The 17,109-nt window shown below is 75.9% G+C and carries 13 protein-coding genes and 1 pseudogene; 6 read left to right on the top strand and 8 right to left on the bottom strand.

What is annotated here, in order from left to right:
- The 3 genes from GTR02_RS24390 to GTR02_RS10625 all read right to left on the bottom strand — a co-directional run.
- Nucleotides 1–641: carbohydrate-binding domain-containing protein (locus GTR02_RS24390; RefSeq protein WP_338073730.1), on the bottom strand; the 641-nt coding region annotated here is incomplete at its 3' end.
- Nucleotides 642–773: 132 nt separating this feature from the next.
- Nucleotides 774–2,867 (bottom strand): MDR family MFS transporter, encoded by a 2,094-nt coding sequence (locus tag GTR02_RS10620; protein ID WP_166607463.1) that lies wholly within the window; start codon nt 2,865–2,867, stop codon nt 774–776.
- Entirely contained in the window at nt 2,864–3,418 is a 555-nt protein-coding gene (locus GTR02_RS10625) for a MarR family transcriptional regulator (protein WP_166607464.1), read from the bottom strand. Before GTR02_RS10625 ends, GTR02_RS10620 begins: the two co-directional genes overlap by 4 nt.
- Before the next feature lie 351 nt (nt 3,419–3,769).
- Between GTR02_RS10625 and GTR02_RS10630 the strand changes: the two genes are divergently transcribed.
- The 4 genes from GTR02_RS10630 (at nt 3,770) to GTR02_RS10645 (ending at nt 8,293) form a co-directional block, all read left to right on the top strand.
- Nucleotides 3,770–4,198 carry an ATP-binding protein gene (locus GTR02_RS10630; protein ID WP_205709023.1) on the top strand — a complete coding sequence of 143 codons (429 nt, stop codon included), beginning with the start codon at nt 3,770–3,772 and terminating at the stop codon, nt 4,196–4,198.
- A 92-nt stretch (nt 4,199–4,290) separates the two neighbouring features.
- Nucleotides 4,291–6,471, top strand: coding sequence for a cytochrome c oxidase assembly protein (locus GTR02_RS10635; RefSeq protein ID WP_166607466.1), 2,181 nt, complete (start codon nt 4,291–4,293; stop codon nt 6,469–6,471).
- A gap of 5 nt (nt 6,472–6,476) precedes the next feature.
- Entirely contained in the window at nt 6,477–6,836 is a 360-nt protein-coding gene (locus GTR02_RS10640; protein ID WP_166607473.1) for a GntR family transcriptional regulator, read from the top strand.
- Between the two features lie 92 nt (nt 6,837–6,928).
- Nucleotides 6,929–8,293, top strand: coding sequence for an ATP-dependent 6-phosphofructokinase (locus GTR02_RS10645; protein WP_166607467.1), 1,365 nt, complete (start codon nt 6,929–6,931; stop codon nt 8,291–8,293).
- 50 nt (nt 8,294–8,343) lie between these two features.
- Here GTR02_RS10645 and GTR02_RS10650 read toward each other — a convergent pair whose 3' ends face one another.
- Nucleotides 8,344–10,107, bottom strand: a complete 1,764-nt coding sequence (locus tag GTR02_RS10650; RefSeq protein WP_338073732.1) for a DNA polymerase — start codon at nt 10,105–10,107, stop codon at nt 8,344–8,346.
- A 77-nt stretch (nt 10,108–10,184) separates the two neighbouring features.
- On the opposite strand from GTR02_RS10650, the pseudogene GTR02_RS10655 reads away from it, so the two are divergent.
- Both GTR02_RS10655 and GTR02_RS10660 read left to right on the top strand, forming a co-directional pair.
- A pseudogene (locus GTR02_RS10655) lies at nt 10,185–12,255 on the top strand (S9 family peptidase).
- A 116-nt stretch (nt 12,256–12,371) separates the two neighbouring features.
- The gene (locus tag GTR02_RS10660) at nt 12,372–13,091 is read left to right on the top strand and encodes a MerR family transcriptional regulator (RefSeq protein ID WP_205709025.1); all 720 of its coding nucleotides are present in this window, start codon (nt 12,372–12,374) and stop codon (nt 13,089–13,091) included.
- A gap of 59 nt (nt 13,092–13,150) precedes the next feature.
- On the opposite strand, the gene GTR02_RS10665 is transcribed toward GTR02_RS10660, so the two are convergent.
- The 4 genes from GTR02_RS10665 to GTR02_RS10680 form a co-directional block, all read right to left on the bottom strand.
- Nucleotides 13,151–13,993, bottom strand: coding sequence for an aldolase/citrate lyase family protein (locus GTR02_RS10665; RefSeq protein WP_166607469.1), 843 nt, complete (start codon nt 13,991–13,993; stop codon nt 13,151–13,153).
- Between the two features lie 66 nt (nt 13,994–14,059).
- Nucleotides 14,060–14,662, bottom strand: a complete 603-nt coding sequence (locus GTR02_RS10670; RefSeq protein ID WP_205709028.1) for a response regulator — start codon at nt 14,660–14,662, stop codon at nt 14,060–14,062.
- 104 nt (nt 14,663–14,766) lie between these two features.
- Nucleotides 14,767–16,110: a histidine kinase gene (locus tag GTR02_RS23080; RefSeq protein ID WP_166607471.1), complete on the bottom strand. Its 1,344-nt coding sequence runs from the start codon at nt 16,108–16,110 to the stop codon at nt 14,767–14,769.
- 141 nt (nt 16,111–16,251) lie between these two features.
- Nucleotides 16,252–16,968 (bottom strand): PspA/IM30 family protein, encoded by a 717-nt coding sequence (locus GTR02_RS10680; protein WP_166607472.1) that lies wholly within the window; start codon nt 16,966–16,968, stop codon nt 16,252–16,254.
- Nucleotides 16,969–17,109: the final 141 nt, after the last annotated feature.

Below are 17,109 nucleotides of genomic sequence, written 5' to 3' on the forward strand. Positions count from 1 at the left end.
GGCCGCCCCCGCCCCTCGTCCCGCCCCTGCGCCCGCGCCGGCGCCGGCGCGGGCGCAGGGGCGGGACGAGGGGCGGGGGCGGCCGGGACGCTCGAGGGCATGCTCACGCGGTCCACCCTGAGGTTGCGGTCGCAGCCCGGCGAGCGGGCGTCGTTGGTGAAGGCCACCGAGATGAGGTGCGGCCCTGCGGGCCACGTCCCCGGCAGGCGGTGGGCCGCCCACGTCGGAGAGGTCACCGACACGGTCGCGGCGACCCGGCCGTCCACGCTCACCGTCATGCTCGGTGCGCCCGCGCACTGGTCGCCGCGCGCGAGGACGCTCAGGCCGGACGCCGCGGCGGTCGTCGTGAGCGTGCCGGTGGCCGTGGCGTCGGACCAGACGAGGAGCTCCGCGCCGCCCGACGCGCCCGCGGCCTGCGTCACGAGGCCCGCCGAGGACGGCAGCGCCAGGCGCTCACCCTCCAGGTGCGGGGTGGTGCGGGCGACCCGCGGCACGGCCGCCGGGGTGGCGCCCACGGCCGGCGCGGGAGCCAGCAGCGCCGACGCGACGAGCGCGGCGGGGGCGGCGGCGGCGAGACCGCGTGCGGTCCGGGCCAGGCGGCCGGACGGTGAGGCGGCGACGGGGGAGAGACCTCGAATCACGCCGAGTAGCCAAGCACACACGTGTAGTGATCGCCACGACCTCCGGCGAACCCGCCGACGCGCGGTGCGGCCCCCGCGACGACGACGGCCCCCGGGAGTCCTCCCGGGGGCCGTCGTCCGTCGAGCGCTGGATCAGTTCTGCGCGCCCAGCGCGTCGCGCTGCGGTGCGGCCAGGTGCTCCGCGACGCGGTCCGCGTCGGCGGCCACCCGCTGGCCGCCGACGGGTGCGGCGGTACCGGTGCGCTCGGGGGCCTGACCGGCGTGCCGGCCCCGCCCCGTCGCCGCGTCCTCGCCGAGGGCGGCCTCGATCGAGGTGGTGTCCAGGCCGAGGTGGCGCAGCTCGGCCACCGCGGCGTCGAAGGCCGCCTCGCGGCGCGCGGTCTCCGCGGCCAGTTCGACGACGGCGCGCTGGGCGTCCTTCGCCCGCTGGACACCGGAGCTGAGGCGCTCCGCCAGCTCGGCGGGGTCGGACACCGCAGCACGCGGGCCGGCGGTGCCGGGACCCGCGGGGACCCCCGCGGGGACCCCCGCGGGGCGTCCCTCCGCGAGGGGGGCGACCGGCGCCCCGGCCGCCGCGGCCGGCGCGGCGCCGGCCTCCGCCGCCTGGGCCGCGTCGGGCGCCTCGGAGCTCGCGGTGGTCCGGCGCAGCGGGAGGCTGGGCAGGAAGAGCACCGTCACGAGCCCGATGATCATCACGAGCGCGGCGACCAGGTAGATGAGGCTCGTGGAGTCGGTGAACCCCAGCTTGAACGGGTAGCTCACCGCGGCGGGCAGCGTCGTCAGCACGGAGGTGTTGTCGGTCGCCTGCGCGAGGACGCCCTGCAGCCCGGCCTGGTCGAGGTTCGCCGACTGCAGCCCGGCGACGAACGCCGGGCTGTTCGCCGCGGCGGCGTACTGCGAGGACACGTTCGTGCCGAGCGAGGAGAACAGGATCGACAGGAACACGGCGGTGCCGAGCGTCCCGCCCATCTGGCGGAAGAACGTGACCGACGAGGTGGCGACGCCGATCTCCCGCGGGTTCGCGGCGTTCTGCACCGCCAGGATGATCGGCTGCATGTTGCCGCCGAGCCCCCAGCCCATGAGCAGCATGACGATCATCGTCTGCCAGATCGGGGTGTCGGCGCCCACGCGGCTGAAGAGGAACAGCGCGAGGACCATGAGGCCGGTCCCGATGACGGGCAGCGGCTTGTACTTCCCGGTGCGGCTGATGACCTGGCCGGACGCGAAGCTCGCGGTCATGATGCCGAGCACGAGCGGGAGCATCTGCAGCCCACCGACGGTCGGCGAGGAACCCTTGACGACCTGCAGGTACTGCGGCAGGACGGCGAGCGCCCCGAACATGCCCATGCCGAGGATGAGGCTCCCGAGGCTGCCGACGACGAACGTGCGCCGGGTGAACATGCGCAGCGGCAGCAGGGCCTCGTCGCCGTAGGCGCGCTCGGCGAGGAGGAACCCGACCAGGCCGACGACACCGATGGCGTAGCAGGCGATCGACTTCGGGTCGCTCCAGCCCCAGATGCGGCCCTGCTCGGCCACGATCAGCAGCGGGACCAGGCACACGACGAGCATGAGCGCACCGGGCCAGTCGATGCGGTGCTTGGTCGACCGCGTCGGCAGCTTCAGGTTCTTCACCACGACGAACAGGGCGAGCGCCCCGAGCGGCACGTTGATGAGGAAGATCCAGCGCCAGCCGGTGAAGCCGAGGATCGAGGCCTGGCCGGAGAAGAACCCGCCCGCGACGGGGCCGAGGACGCTCGAGGTGCCGAAGACGGCCATGAAGTACGCCTGGTACCGGGCGCGCTCCCGGGCCGGGACGATGTCGGCGATGATGGTCAGCGCGAGCGACATGAGGCCGCCGGCGCCGAGGCCCTGCAGGGCGCGGAACCCCGCGAGCATGTACATCGAGGTCGACAGGGCGCACAGCGCGGACCCGACCACGAAGATGACGATCGCCGCGATGAAGAACGGGCGCCGCCCGTACATGTCGGAGAGCTTCCCGTACAACGGCGTCGAGATCGTCGACGTGATGAGGAACGCCGTCGTCGCCCAGGCCTGGAGCGAGAACCCGTCGAGGTCGTCGGCGATGGTGCGGATGGCCGTCGCCACGACCGTCTGGTCCAGCGCGCCGAGGAACATCCCCAGGAGCAGGCCCGAGAGGATCGCGAGGATCTGCCGGTGGCTGAGTTGCGGGGCGGCCGGCGCCTGCCCCGCCGTGGTGGTGCTCATGCGGTCTCCTCGACGTCGTCGCTGCCGGCCGCGGGGCGGTCGGCGGGGGCCGGCCAGGTGCCGGTGGTCATCTCGGTGCGGGCGCGCTCCAGGCCGTCGGCCAGGCGCCCCAGGTAGGTCCCGAGCGTCTCGACGTCCGGGGTGGACCAGTCGCGGAGGATCCGGGCCAGCAGCTCGTTGCGGCGCTCGCGCATGGCGCGGACCACGGCGCGGCCGTCGTCGGTGACCGCGAGGAGGCCCGCGCGGCGGTCGTCCGGGTCCGGGAGGCGCTCGAGGAGACCGCGCTTGACGAGCTCGGCGGCCTGCCGGCTGGTGGTCGACGGGTCGGTGCCCAGCGTGTCGGCGAGGCCGGTCACGCGCTGGGGGCCGGTGTCGGCCAGGACGAGCAGGACCGTGTGCATGGCGCGCTCGGCGTCGCTCTCGCCGCGGGCCATCACGGACTTGACGGCGTGCAGCGCCCGGACGTGGCGGGTCATCTGCAGGGCCACCTCCGCCACGGGGCCGTCGAGGCCGGGCGGGTGGTCGCGGGGGGAGTCGGTCGTGGTGGTCACCGGACCTCCTCCGGGTGGGGCGTGCAGAGCATGGGTGGTGCTCCTCGGTGTGCGGCGGCGTCTGTCGTGGTGCGGCGGTCGTGCGCGTCCCGGTCGGCGGGCCGGGGCGGTGTGTCGCGGAGGTGCCCGGGCGCGGCGGTGGTGTAACGCTCGCGCGGGTACCGGCGAAGTACCCCTCGGGCGCTGTCCCTCAGGGTCACATCATTGAATGCTACACGCAACAAGTTGCCGACGACAAGCATCCCGGAGGGTCGCCGCATGCCTGCTCGCGTCACGCCACTGCGCGGTGCCCCTCTGACGCTCTCCTGCGCTAGCGTGCTGGATGACCCTATGTACCGGGAGACTCACCCTGTGTCGTTCGAGGACTGGTCACGCGTCACCACGCTGGCCGCGGAGCCGACGTCGTCGCGCGCGGCGCGCCACGTGGTCGCCGGCTGGTGCATCGAGCAGGGGATCATCGGCGACGTCGTCGACACCCTGCTGCTCCTGACCGCCGAGCTCGTGACCAACGCCGTCCTGCACGGCCGCAGCGAGGTCGTCCTGTCCCTGGGCCGTCTCGGTTCCCGCGTGCGCGTCGGCGTCGGTGACGAGAACACCCGGCTGCCCCAGCGCGGCGACCTGGACCCCGACGCCCTCACGGGTCGCGGGATGACCCTGGTCGAGGCCCTCGCGGACCGCCACGGCGTCGACCTGTCGCCCTTCGGCAAGACCGTCTGGTTCGACGTCCTCACCGGCCTGGCCCCGGCCCGCGGGGCCCGCGGCGCACGCGCCACCGCCTGACCCGCTCGCCCCACCGCAGCCCGCCGCACCGCCTGCGTGCGCCGGCCCGCCCGGGCCGCGCCGGTCGCCGCGGCCCGACCTACCCTGGTGGGGTGTCAGCCCCCCTGCGAGGAACGCGCGAGCGGTCCGGGACCCCCGCACCCACCAGCCCGGTCACCACGGGCGCCGCGACGGCCGCCGCCAGCCTGTGCGCCGCCCTCGCCGTCCTCCTCCTGGCCCTCGCGTCCTCGGGCGGTCTCGACCCGTCCGCGCTGGGCGACCCGGGCGAGCTCGTCCGCTACGGCCTGCCCATCGCCCGGACCGTGCACGACCTCGCGGCCGCGCTCACCGTCGGCGGCTTCGTGCTGGCCACCACGGTCCTGCCGCACCCCAGCGCCGCCTGGACGCGGGCCGTGCGGGTCGCCGCCGTCGCCGCGGGCGGCTGGGCCGTCTCCGCGCTGCTCGTGCTCGTCCTCACCGCGATGGACGTCATCGGGGCCGCCCCCGGCGCCGCCGGCTTCGGCGCCCAGTTCGCGCAGTTCGCGCAGTCGATCGACCTGGGCCGGGCGCTGCTCGTCACCACGGTGCTCGCCGCCGTCGTCGCCACCGTCGGCGCGGCCGTGACCAGCGCCAACGGGGCCGCCGCGGGGGCGGTCCTCTCGATCGTCGCCCTGCTGCCCCTGTCGCTGTCGGGGCACGCGTCGGGCTCGGCGTCGCACGAGACCGCCGTCAGCTCGCTGGCGATGCACCTGATCGGCGTCACGGTCTGGGTCGGGGGCCTCGCGGCGCTGCTGCTCGTCCTGCCGCTCACGGGACGCCCCGCCGCGGCGGGGGAGCGCCGCGTCGACCTCGTCGCCATCACGAGCCGCTACTCCCGGATCGCGCTGTGGGCCTTCGCCGCGGTCGCGCTGTCCGGGGTGATCAACGCGGCCGTCCGCCTGGGCAGCGTCTCGGCCCTGACCTCGTCCTACGGCGTGCTCGTCGTGCTCAAGGTCGTCGCCCTCGTCGCGCTCGGGGGGCTCGGCGCGTGGCACCGCCGCCGGACCCTGCCGGCGCTGGCGACGTCGCGGCGCGCCTTCGGCCGCATCGCCGCGGCCGAGCTCGTCCTCATGTCCGCGGCGATGGGGCTCGGCGTCGCGCTGAGCCGCAGCCCCACCCCCGTGCCCGACGACGACCCCGCCTCCTCGCGCGCCGAGGACCTCCTGGGCGAGCCCCTGCCGCCGCCCGTGACCGTGGGCCGCTGGTTCACGGAGGTGTCGCCGGACCTGCTGTGGATCTGCATCGCCGGCCTCGCCCTCGTCGGGTACCTGCTCGGGGTGGCCCGGCTGCGCCGCCGCGGTGACGCCTGGCCCGTCGGCCGGACGATCTGGTGGGTGCTCGGCTGCCTCGCGCTGTTCTTCGTGACCAGCGGCGGGGCCGCGGCCTACGGCCGGACGAGCTTCAGCACGCACATGCTGCAGCACATGCTGCTCGCGATGGTGGTGCCGCCGATGCTCGTGCTCGGCGCCCCCGTCACGCTCGCCATGCGCACCCTGAAGCCGCGCCGCGACGGCTCGCGCGGTGCCCGCGAGTGGATGCTCACGGTCGTGCACTCGCGCTACCTCGCGGTCCTCGGCCACCCCGTGGTCGCGGCCGTGCTCTTCGGCGGCAGCCTCATCGTCTTCTACTACTCGCCGCTGTTCGAGCTCGCGCTGCGCACCCACGTCGGGCACGAGCTGATGATGGTCCACTTCCTGGGCACGGGGTTCCTGTTCGCGTCGGTGCTCATCGGCGTCGACCCGGGGGCGCACCGCCCGGCCTACCCGATGCGGCTGATCCTGCTGCTGGCCACCATGGCCTTCCACGCCTTCTTCGGCGTCGCCCTCATGCAGGGCACGTCGCTGCTCGCACCGGACTGGTTCGCGACGCTCGACCCCACCGCGAACCTCCTCGCCGACCAGCAGCGCGGCGGCGACTTCGCCTGGGGCATGGGCGAGGTCCCCACGCTCGTGCTGGTCCTCGGCGTCGCCATCGGCTGGTCCCGCTCGGACACCCGGGAGAACCGGCGCGCCGACCGGGCCGCCGAGCGCGACGGCGGCCGGGAGCTGGAGGCCTACAACGCGATGCTGAGCCAGCTCGCGCAGCGCGACGCCCCGCCGGGCGCGAGGCGCGCGTCGGCGGGCACCCCGTCGCCCGCGGACACCCTGTCGCCCGCGGACACCCGGGCGCCGACGGACTCCCGGGCGCCGACGGACTCCCTGGCGCCGACGGACTCCGTGGGCGAGGCGTGGACCCGACCGCCGGCCGACGGGTGAGCGGGCTGGGGCGGCTGGTCGTCGACGCGTCCTCGGCCACGCCGCCGTACGAGCAGCTGAAGGGCCGGATCGTCGCCGGCGTCCGCTCGGGCGAGCTCCCCGCGGGCTCGCGACTGCCCACCGTGCGCAGCCTGGCCGACGACCTGGGCATCGCCCCCAACACCGTGGCGCGGGCCTACCGCGAGCTCGAGGCGGACGGCTTCATCGAGACGCGCGGCCGCAACGGCTCCTTCGTCGCGCCGCAGGGCGACGCGACGCAGCGCCTCGCGCAGGAGGCCGCGAGCGCCTACGCCGCCCGCGTGCGCCAGCTCGGCGTGCCGGCGGGGGACGCCGTGCGCTACGTCGCGGCGGCGCTGCAGGGCTGATCCGGCCGGGCGACCCGGTGCGTGACCGGGGTCCCGGCGTGCCCGATGATGGGGCCCGTCCCCCGCCCGCGTGACAGGAAGAGACCGCCCTCATGGACAACGGCAGTGGCATCGACTTCACGGTGGAGACCCTGGGGGCCTGCACCGTGGACTCGCCCCTGGCGCCCCGGCTGGACGCCCGTCGCACGACGCAGCACTACGTGCAGGAGACCGACCGGATCCTCTTCGACGACACCCTGTCCAAGGTGAGCAGCCGCGACGGGGAGATCTCCGACCTCCCGAGCCTGGAACCGACCGGCCCGCGCAAGAGGATCTTCTTCGACCCGTCCAAGACGCGCGTCGGCATCGTCACCTGCGGCGGCCTGTGCCCGGGCATCAACAACGTCATCCGGGGCCTCGTCTCGGAACTGTCGACCCACTACGGCGTGCGGCGCATCCACGGTTTCCGCAACGGCTACCAGGGGTTCATCCCGCGCTACGGCCACGACGTCGTCGACCTCACGCCCGAGGTCGTGGAGAACATCGACGGCGAGGGCGGCACGATCCTCGGTTCCTCACGCGGTCAGCAGGACCCGGTCGAGATCGTCGACGCGCTCGAGCGCATGGGCATCTCGATCCTCTTCGTCATCGGCGGCGACGGGACCATGCGCGGTGCGCAGCGCATCGCCGCGGAGATCAAGGCGCGGCAGCAGCGCATCGCCGTGGTCGGCGTCCCCAAGACCATCGACAACGACATCCCGTTCATCGACCAGAGCTTCGGGTTCCAGAGCGCGTTCTCCGAGGCGACCCGCTCCATCCGCTCGGCCAAGGTCGAGGCCCGCACCGCGCCGAACGGCGTCAGCCTCGTCAAGCTCATGGGCCGCCACTCGGGTTTCATCGCCTGCTACGCAGCGCTCGCGCAGAACGACGCGGACTACGTGCTCATCCCCGAGGTGCCGTTCCAGCTGCACGGTCCGGGGGGTTTCCTGGAGAACCTGCGCACCAAGGTCGCCACGCAGGGGCACGCCCTGATCGTCGCGGCCGAGGGGGCCGGGCAGGAGCTGTTCGACGACGACGGGGCGCTGGACGCGTCGGGGAACAAGAAGCTGCAGGACGTCGGCCGGCTGCTGCGCCAGCACATCAGCGAGGACTTCGCGGCCCACGGCATGGACCTCAACCTGCGCTACATCGACCCCAGCTACGTCATCCGCAGCGTGCCCGCCAACCCCTACGACAGCGTGTACTGCATCCGCCTGGCGCACGCCGCGGTGCACGCCGCGATGGCCGGCCGCACGAACATGGTGGTCGGTCGCTGGCGGCGCCGGTTCGTGCACATCCCCATCGCGCTCGCCGTCTCCGCGCGCAACCAGGTCGACCCGCACGGCGACCTGTGGTGGTCGGTGCTCGAGGCGACGGGCCAGCCGTGGTCCTTCGGCGAGTTCACGGGCGACGACGTGACGGCGTTCGGCGGGCAGTAGGCCCGGACGCGGGCGCGCGGCGCTGACGGCGTCGCCGACGCTCGGCGGCGCTACTTCGCCTGCGACCAGCGCTGCACCACGGCGACCTCGGCGACGAACCGGACGCCGCTGCCGGCGGCCCAGCGGTGAGCGGTCTGCGCGAGGGCGCCGTGCAGGAGGTCGACCGCCGCGCCCGCGTCGGCCGTCGGCACGTGCAGCAGCAGCTCGTCGTGCAGGCACAGCACGATCCGCCCGCCCGTGCCCGCGAGCCCGGCGCGGACGGTCGCGGCCCAGGCCTTGAACAGCTCCGCCGCGGCGCCCTGCACGACCGCGTTGCGGGCGAACCGCCCGCGGGCCGCGAACGCGGCGTCCGCCCCGCTCGCCGCGGCGTCCGCGAGCCGGAGCAGCCGCCCGCCGTAGGTCCGGACGTCGCGGCCCTCCCGGCCCGCGGCCTCCGCGGCCCGCAGGTGCGCGAGCGCCGTCGGGTAGGCCTCCTCCATGCGCCGCAGCGCCTCTCCGGCCGCCCCGGACGTCTGCCCGTACATCGCGGCGAGGACGGCGATCTTCGCGGTGGCGCGGTCCGCGGCCAGCGCCGCCGCCACGGGGGCGTACAGGTCGTCGTCGGTGGTGGCGGCCACGAGACCGGCGTCGCGCGACACCGCGGCGAGCACGCGGGGCTCCACCTGCCCGAGGTCGGCGCGCACGAGGACGTGCCCGTCCTCCGCGGCGACGGCGGGTCGCAGCTCCGCGGGCAGGTTGTGCAGCCCGGCCTGCGCGGTCATCCGCCCGGCCGCGGCGTCCGCGGAGGACCAGGCCCCGCGCAACCGGCCGTCGCCCGCGACGTGGCGGTCCAGCCAGCCGTAGCCGTACGTCGTCGCCAGCCGCTCCGCCTTGCGCCAGCGCAGGAGTGCCGCGACGGCCGGGTGGGCCCCCGCCAGCCGTTCCAGCCGCCAGGCGCGCGTGTCGGGGACGTCGAAGCCCAGCCCCCGCAGCGCGTGGAGGACCTGCGCGGGGTTGCGCAGGTCCAGCGGCCCACCGAACTCGGCCGTCACGGGCGCGTCGCGGGCGGCGCGCAGGCGCACCTCGTCGGCCGCGTCGCGCGGTCGCGGACCCACGGCCGCGCCGACGATCCCCTCGGCCGTGCGCCGGTCCAGCGGCAGCCCGACCGCCTCGAGCTCGACGGCCAGCAGCGCGGCGGCGGACTCGGCCTGCGCCGTCTGCACCGGCAGCGGCGCCCCCACCGGGGTGCCGCGGTGCTCCGGCAGGGCCGCGACGGCCCGCGCCTGCGCCTGCGCGGCCCGCAGCGCCAGGGCGGCGAACTCGGCGGCGCGCGCCAGCTGCTCGCCGGGGGGCGCGCCGTCGTCGAGGACGCGCCCGTCGGACCAGGCCGGCGAGAGCTGCCCCTGCGCGTCGAGCGGGGCCTCACCCGTGCCGTCGAGGTCCAGCAGTCCGGTGCCGTGCAGCGCCTCCGCGCGGCGCCGCCCGCCCGCGGGTTCCGGCAGCCCCGCGGCGGCGGCCCAGACGGCCGCCGCGTCGTCGCGCACCCCGCCGTGCAGGAGCCGGTGCACCGCGGCCAGGTCGTGGCAGCGCGCGAGGTGGACGCCGGGCACGAGGCCGCCGACCGCGGCGTGCGCTGACCACCACACCCAGCGCGGCCGCACGGCGCGCTCCACCGCGGCCAGCAGGTCCGCCGGGGGACCCGGCACCGACCACCGCCGCCCGCCCGCCGCGAGCCCGACCCCCCGGCCGGGCAGGACGACGACGGCCAGGGGCGCGCCGGGGGCCGCGGTGGCGCCGTCGAGGACCTCGGCGGGCAGCACCGGAGCGGGACTCACCCCCGCATCATCGGTCACCGGCCGGCCGCCTCCCGGGGCGTCCCCCGCGGCGCCGGCCCGCCGCGGTAGAACGGGGCATGGCCAGTCCGCAGCCCGCGAGCCCCGCGACCCCCGCCGTCCCGTTCGCCGACCTCGACGCGTTCGCGGCGCTGCCGCGCCTCGCCGGCCTCGCGCTCTCCGCCGACGGCCGGCGCCTCGTGACCTCGGTCGCGACGCTGTCCCCGGACGCGACGCGCTGGGTGAGCGCCCTGTGGGAGGTCGACCCGACGGGCGCAGCCCCCGCGCGCCGGCTCACCCGCAGCGCGAAGGGGGAGTCCTCCCCGTGCTTCACGCCCGACGGGACGCTGCTGTTCACCTCGGCCCGCCCCGACCCCGCGGCCGCGACGGCGGCCGACGACGGCCCCGCGGCCCTGTGGGCGCCGCCCGGGCGGGGTCTCGGCCGTCGTGACGGCCCGCACCGCGAGCCGGGTCGTGGTGCAGTCGCCGACGATGCCGGGGTCCGACGACGCGACCGAGGGCCCGACGTCCGACGCGGCGCGGCGCGCGGCGCGCAAGGACCGCAAGGTGTCGGCGATCCTGCACGAGGGCTACCCGGTGCGGTACTGGGACTCCGACCTCGGGCCCGACGAGGACCGCTGGCTGGCCGCGGACCTGCCCGCCGGCGCACCCCTGGCCGGCGAGCAGCCGCAGGCCGCCTGGACGGACCTCACCCCGGCACCCGGGCGCTCGCTGCACGAGAGCGCGGCCGCGCTCAGCCCCGACGGGGCGCTGCTCGTGCACACCGAGAAGGTGTTCGCCGCGCACGGCGACCAGCACGACCGGCTGGTCGTCGTCGCCGTCGACGGCGGGGCGCGCCGCGTCCTCGCCGACGACCCCGCCACCGACCTGTTCGCCCCGGCCGTCTCGCCCGACGGGCGGTGGGTGGCCGCGCTGGCGGAGTCGCACAGCAGCCCGACGCTCCCGCCGACCCTGCGGCTCGTCGTCGTCCCGCTCACCGGTCCGGAGGCGGAGACGGGCCCCGCGGCGGTCCGGGTCGTCGTGCCGGACTGGGAGGTGTGGGGCGGGGTGCCGCAGTGGGGCCCGGACTCCGCGACGCTGTTCCTCGCCGTCGACCACGAGGGCGGCGCGCCCGTGTTCCGCGTGGACGTCGCGAGCGGTGCGGTGGTGCGGCTCACGGCGGACCGCGGGGCCTACGCCGACCTGCAGGTGTCGCCGGACGGGCGGTCCGTCTACGCCGTCCGCTCCGCGGTCGACGCCCCACCCGCCGTCGTGCGCCTCGCGGCCGAGGGGGAGGGGCAGCAGCCCGTCGCGCTCCCCGGCCCCGCGACGGTGCCCGACCTGCCGGGCACGCTCACCGAGGTGACGGCCACCGCGGCCGACGGCAGCCCGCTGCGCGCCTGGCTGGCCGTCCCCGCCGGCGCGGGTCCCGCCGAGCCCGCCCCGCTGCTGCTGTGGATCCACGGCGGGCCGATCGGCTCGTGGAACGCGTGGTCGTGGCGCTGGAACCCCTGGCTCGCCGTGGCCCGCGGGTACGCGGTCCTCCTGCCCGACCCCGGGTTGTCCACGGGGTACGGCGCGCAGTTCCTCGCCCGCGGGTGGGGCGCGTGGGGGGCCGAGCCGTACACCGACCTCCTCACCCTCACCGACGCCGCGCTCCTGCGCGACGACCTCGACGCCGCCCGCACGGCCGCGATGGGGGGTTCCTTCGGCGGGTACATGGCGAACTGGGTCGCGGGCCACACCGACCGGTTCCGCGCCGTCGTCACGCACGCGAGCCTCTGGGCGCTGGACCAGTTCGGCCCCACGACGGACGGGGCGTACTACTGGACGCGGGAGATGACTCCCGGGATGCAGGCGGCCAACGACCCGGCCGCGCACGCCGCCGCCATCGTCACGCCGATGCTCGTCATTCACGGGGACAAGGACTACCGGGTCCCGATCGGGGAGGGCCTGCGGCTGTGGTGGGCGCTGAACTCGGCGTGGGACGGCGACCCCGCCGACATGCCGCACAAGTTCCTCTACTACCCCGACGAGAACCACTGGGTCCTCTCGCCGCAGCACGCCGTCCTCTGGTACGAGACCGTCTTCGCGTTCCTCGCGACCCACGTCCACGGCGTCGAGTTCCGGGTGCCGGACCTGCTGCGCTGAACCGGGTCCGGCGGAGGGCTTGCACCTGACGCGACGTCAGGGGCCACCGTGGTGCGTGCCACCGCGACGTGCGGTGGTGGACGTCCGGTGGTGGACCTGCGGGAGAGGCGGCGGCGGTGGGGCAGTGGCGGGTCGGCGAACTGGCCGCGCGGACGGGGGTGACCGTGCGGACGCTGCACCACTACGACCACGTGGGCCTGGTGTCCCCGTCGAGCCGGAGCGCGGCGGGGCACCGCCGCTACTCCGACGCCGACGTGAGCCGGCTGTACCGGGTGCTCGCCCTGCGGCAGCTGGGCCTCGGCCTCGAGGAGATCGGCGACGTGCTCGCCGGTGACCTCCCGCTGCCCGCCGTGCTGACGGCGCACCTCGCGCGCGTCGACGAGCAGGTCGGGGTGCTGCAGCGGTTGCAGTCGCTCCTGCGCTCGGCGCTCGAGCGCGGGGTCGGCCCCGAGGACGTCCTGGACCTGCTCAGAGAGGTGACGACGGTGGACGAGACGACGTTCGACAGGTACTTCACGCCGGAGCAGCGGGAGGTGCTGGAGGAGCGTCGGCAGGCCCTGGGCCCGGCGGTCGAGGCGGCCCAGCAGCGCTGGCCGCAGCTGATCGCGGAGGTGGAGGCGGCGGTCGCGGACGGGACCGACCCCGCGTCGGCGCGGGGCCAGGAGCTCGCGGCCGAGTGGCGCGGGCTGCTGGAGCAGTTCCACGGCGGGGACGAGGGGCTGCGCAGCAGCCTGTTCCGGATGCGGGAGGAGAACGCCGAGGAGGTCCAGGCCCGGTACGGCGGGCCCAGCGCCACGACGATCGACTTCATCACCCGGGCGAACGCCGCGGGCTGACCCGGCCGCCGGCGGCCGCGACTCGCGCGGTCGCCGGCGGTCGTCGCCGGGTGGTGCGCTCAGAGCGGCTCGACGCCGAACGCCTGCGCGAGCGTCTGGATGCGGCGGGCGCGGCCGATGCGGGGCAGGTCGCTGCCGTCGCGCACCACGCCGCCGTTCTCGTCGAAGGCCCGCAGGATGTCGCGCGCCCACGTCGCGTCGGTCTGCGTCGGGCTCATGACCTCGTTGATGACCGGGGAGTGGTCGATGTCCAGGCTCAGCTTGCCGGTCATGCCCAGCGAGACGGCCATGTGCGACTGCTCGCGCAGCGCGCCGTGGCCGCCCGTGACGGTGGGGCCGTCGATGGGGCCGGGCAGGTCGCCGATGCGGCTGGCGGTCACGAGGCGGCTGCGGGGGTAGGCCATCGCCAGGTCCTCGGCGCTCGCCCCGGTGTCGCGGCGGTAGTCGCCGCTGCCGAAGGCGAGGCGGAAGCAGCCGCGCGCCGTGGCGATGTGGCGGGCGTCCTCGATGCCGAGGGCCGACTCCACGAGGGCCAGCACGGGCGTCTGCCCGCCCAGGGCCTCGTGGGTGTCCTCGACGTGGCCCGCGGTCTCGGTCTTGGCGAGCATGACGCCCGTCAGGCCGGGCACGCCCTTGAGCTGCTCGACGTCGTCCTGCCAGTGCTCGGAGCTGCGGTCGTTGATCCGCACCCAGGCCTGTCCGCCGTCGCCGAGCCAGCGGATGACGTCGGCGCGCGCCGACCCCTTGCGGCTCGGGTCGACCGCGTCCTCGACGTCGAGCACGATCTGGTCCGCGCGCGAGTGCAGCGAGGTGTCGAAGCGGTCCGGTCGGGTGGCCGGCACGAGCAACCACGTCCGCGCGTACCGCGATTCGACGGGGTGGGTCCCTGGTGTCCGAGTCACGCTCGGCCTCCTAGCAGTCGGCGGTGCGTCGGGATCGACCTCCGGACCCTAGCCAACCGGGGCGGCTCAGCCGTCCAGCAACCCCGCGTCGTGAGCCACGATCGCCACCTGCACGCGGTTGTGGGCGCCCAGCTTGGTCAGCAGCCGCGACACGTGCGTCTTCACGGTCGCCTCGCTCATGTACAGGGAGCGGCCGATCTCGGCGTTGGACATGCCCTGGCCGACGGCGCCGAGGACCTCCCGCTCGCGGTCGGTGAGCAGCTGCAGGCTCTGGACGGCCTCGCGGCGGCGCGGGTTGGCCGCGTCGGCGGCGAAGTGGCCGACCAGGCGCCGGGTCACGGTGGGCGACAGCATCGCCTCGCCCGCCGCGACGACGCGCACCGCGGCGAGCAGCTCGCGCGGCGGGGTGTCCTTGAGCAGGAAGCCCGTCGCGCCCGCCTGCAGCGCCTGGAAGACGTACTCGTCGAGGTCGAACGTCGTCAGCATGACGACCGCGGGGGCCGCGGGCCGCGACGTGATCGCCTTGGCGGCGGACAGCCCGTCCATGACGGGCATCCGCACGTCCATGAGGACGACGTCGGGACGGTGCGCGGCCACGGCCTCCAGGGCCTGGGCCCCGTTCTCGGCCTCGCCGACCACCTGCAGGTCGTCCGCGCTGGAGAGGATCATCTGCAGCCCCGCGCGCACGAGGGCGTCGTCGTCGACGAGCAGGACGCGCACGGGCTGCCCGCCGGTCGCCGCGTGCAGGCCGCTGGTCTGTGGTCCCGGACCGCTCACGGCTGGGTCCTCCGTCCGTCGTCGAGGCTGGGTGCCCCGGCCGGGGCGGTGACGATCCTCGCATCGGGCGGCGTCCACGTGGGACCACCGGCGCGCGACCGCCCGCCGTCGGGGGTGGGCCACGGCAGCCGGGCGCGGACGGCGAACCCCCCGCCGGGCTCGGGGCCGCTGGTGATGGTCCCGTCGGCGATGCCGACGCGCTCGGAGAGCCCCACGAGCCCGGACCCGGCTCCCGGCAGGCCCGAGCGCTCGCCCGTGGGCCGGGCGTTGACGACCTCGACGAGCAGGGAACCGCCGGCCTCGCCGGCGATCGTCACGGTCGTGGGGGCCGACGGCGCGTGCTTGTGCACGTTGGTCAGGGACTCCTGCACGATGCGGTAGACGGTGCGCCCGAGCTCGGCGGGCACGTCGGCGTGCACGGGGACGTCGGTGCGGAACTCGGCCGCGACCCCGGCCTCGCGGGAGGACTCCACCAGGCGGCGGACGTCGACGAGGGTCGGCTGCGGGGTCAGCTCGGCCGCCGAGGCCGCGGCGCCCGAGAGCCCCGGGGTGCGCAGCACGCCCAGGACGCGGCGCAGGTCCTCCAGCGCGCTGCGCGCGGTCTCGCGGATGGTGGCGGCCGTCGCCTCGACCTGGTCCGCGCCGACATCGGGGCGGACCTCGAGGCCTCCCGCGTGGAGCGCGACGAGGGAGATCCGGTGGGCCAGCACGTCGTGCATCTCGCGCGCGATGCGCGTGCGCTCCGCGAGCCGGGCCTGCTCGGCCCGCAGCGCCTGCTCGCCCTCGGCGCGCTCGGCGCGCTCCCGCAGGCTGCGGACGAGGTCGCGGCGGGCGCCGACGAAGGCCCCGACGAAGACGGCCAGCGCCACGGCCGCCGTCGCGGTGATGACGGCCACCCACCAGGCCGATTCCGTCGTGCGCACGGCCGACAGGGTCGAGGCGACGACCGCCACCCCGGACAGCAGCACGAGGAGCCGGTCACGCCGGCGGACGGCCAGCGTGAGGAGCGCGAACAGCAGCGCGCCGTCGAAGGCGAGCAGCAGCGCCACGACCAGGCTGACCATCGTGACGGCGAGGGGGTGCGGGCGCCGCCACCACAGCAGCGCGCAGTTCGCGACCACCAGCAGCGACACCACCACGTCGGCGACCCCGATGGAGCCGGCCCCGAAGAAGGGCATGGAGCGGTTGGACCGTGCGCCGTCCCCGAGCACGGCGTCGCTGAACCAGGCCGTGGCGGTGAGCAGCGCCCCGACGATCGCGGCGACGTCCCGCAGCCGGGGACCGACCCGCTGCCACCAGCTGTCCTCACCGTCGAGGTGGGACCAGAACGCTGCACTCACCGGCTCAATGTAGGGATGCGGGGGACCGCCTGCCGTCGCCCGATCGTCGGTCGGTGCCTCCCGCGTCCGGCGGGGGGCGCGCGGCGGACGGGTCCGCCGCGCGGGCGGCCCGGTCCGGCCCACCCGCGCGGCGGGGGTCGGTCAGCCGCCGGACTTCAGGGCCGCGAGCCGCGCCTCGACGTCGAGGTCGGTGCCGGCGTCCTCCAGGCTCGCGAACTGCGCCTCCAGCGAGTCGGCCTGCAGCTCGGCCTGACCCGCGACGCGGGCCTCCTCGCGGCGCACCCGCTCCTCGAACCGGGACAGCTCCGACGTCGGGTCCAGCACGTTGATCGAGCCCAGGGTGTCCTGGACCTGCGCCTGGGCCTCGGCGGCCTTCGCGCGCGCCACGAGCTGGTCGCGCCGGGTCTTCAGCTGCTGCAGCTTCTCCTTCATCTGCGTCAGACCGGTCTTCAGGCGGTCGACGACCTCGGTCTGCGAGGCGATCTGCGGCGCCGCGGCCGAGACCTCCTGCTCGAAGCCGATCTGGCGCTTGAGGGCCAGCTTGGCCAGCTCGTCGAAGCGGTCGGCCTCGGCGGTGCGGCCCTCGCCGCGCAGCGCGTCCGCCTTCGCGGAGGCGGCCGCGGCCTTGGCCCCCCACTCCGCGACCGCGGCGAGGTCGTCCTCGCGGTCGGCCTCCGCCAGGCGCAGGTTGCCGATGGTCTGCGCGATCGCGCGCTCGGCGTCGGCGATGTTGGACGTGTAGTCCCGGACCATCTGGTCCAGCATCTTCTGCGGGTCCTCGGCCTGGTCGATGAGCGCGTTGACGTTCGCGCGCGTCAGCTGCGCGATGCGTCCCAGGATCGACTGCTTCTCCGCCACCGGTTCCACCCTCCTCGCCGGGTCGAGCCCGGCCTCGTCCGTGCCGTCACCCTAGGGAGGTCCCGCCCCTCCCGCCCAGCCGTGCGCGGGCGGGCGCACCTCGCCCGGCCGGTCGGGCGCCCGGGGGACGCGCCACCGGTG

The sequence above is a fragment of the Kineococcus siccus genome (genome assembly GCF_009906795.1).
Lineage (GTDB): Bacteria > Actinomycetota > Actinomycetes > Actinomycetales > Kineococcaceae > Kineococcus > Kineococcus siccus.

Excerpts from the sequence above, each read along its gene's own strand:
- GTR02_RS10645 (WP_166607467.1), top strand. The coding sequence starts at position 6,929 with ATGGACAACGGCAGTGGCATCGACTTCACGGTGGAGACCCTGGGGGCC.
- GTR02_RS10620 (WP_166607463.1), bottom strand. The coding sequence starts at position 2,867 with ATGAGCACCACCACGGCGGGGCAGGCGCCGGCCGCCCCGCAACTCAGC.
- GTR02_RS10670 (WP_205709028.1), bottom strand. The coding sequence starts at position 14,662 with ATGATCCTCTCCAGCGCGGACGACCTGCAGGTGGTCGGCGAGGCCGAG.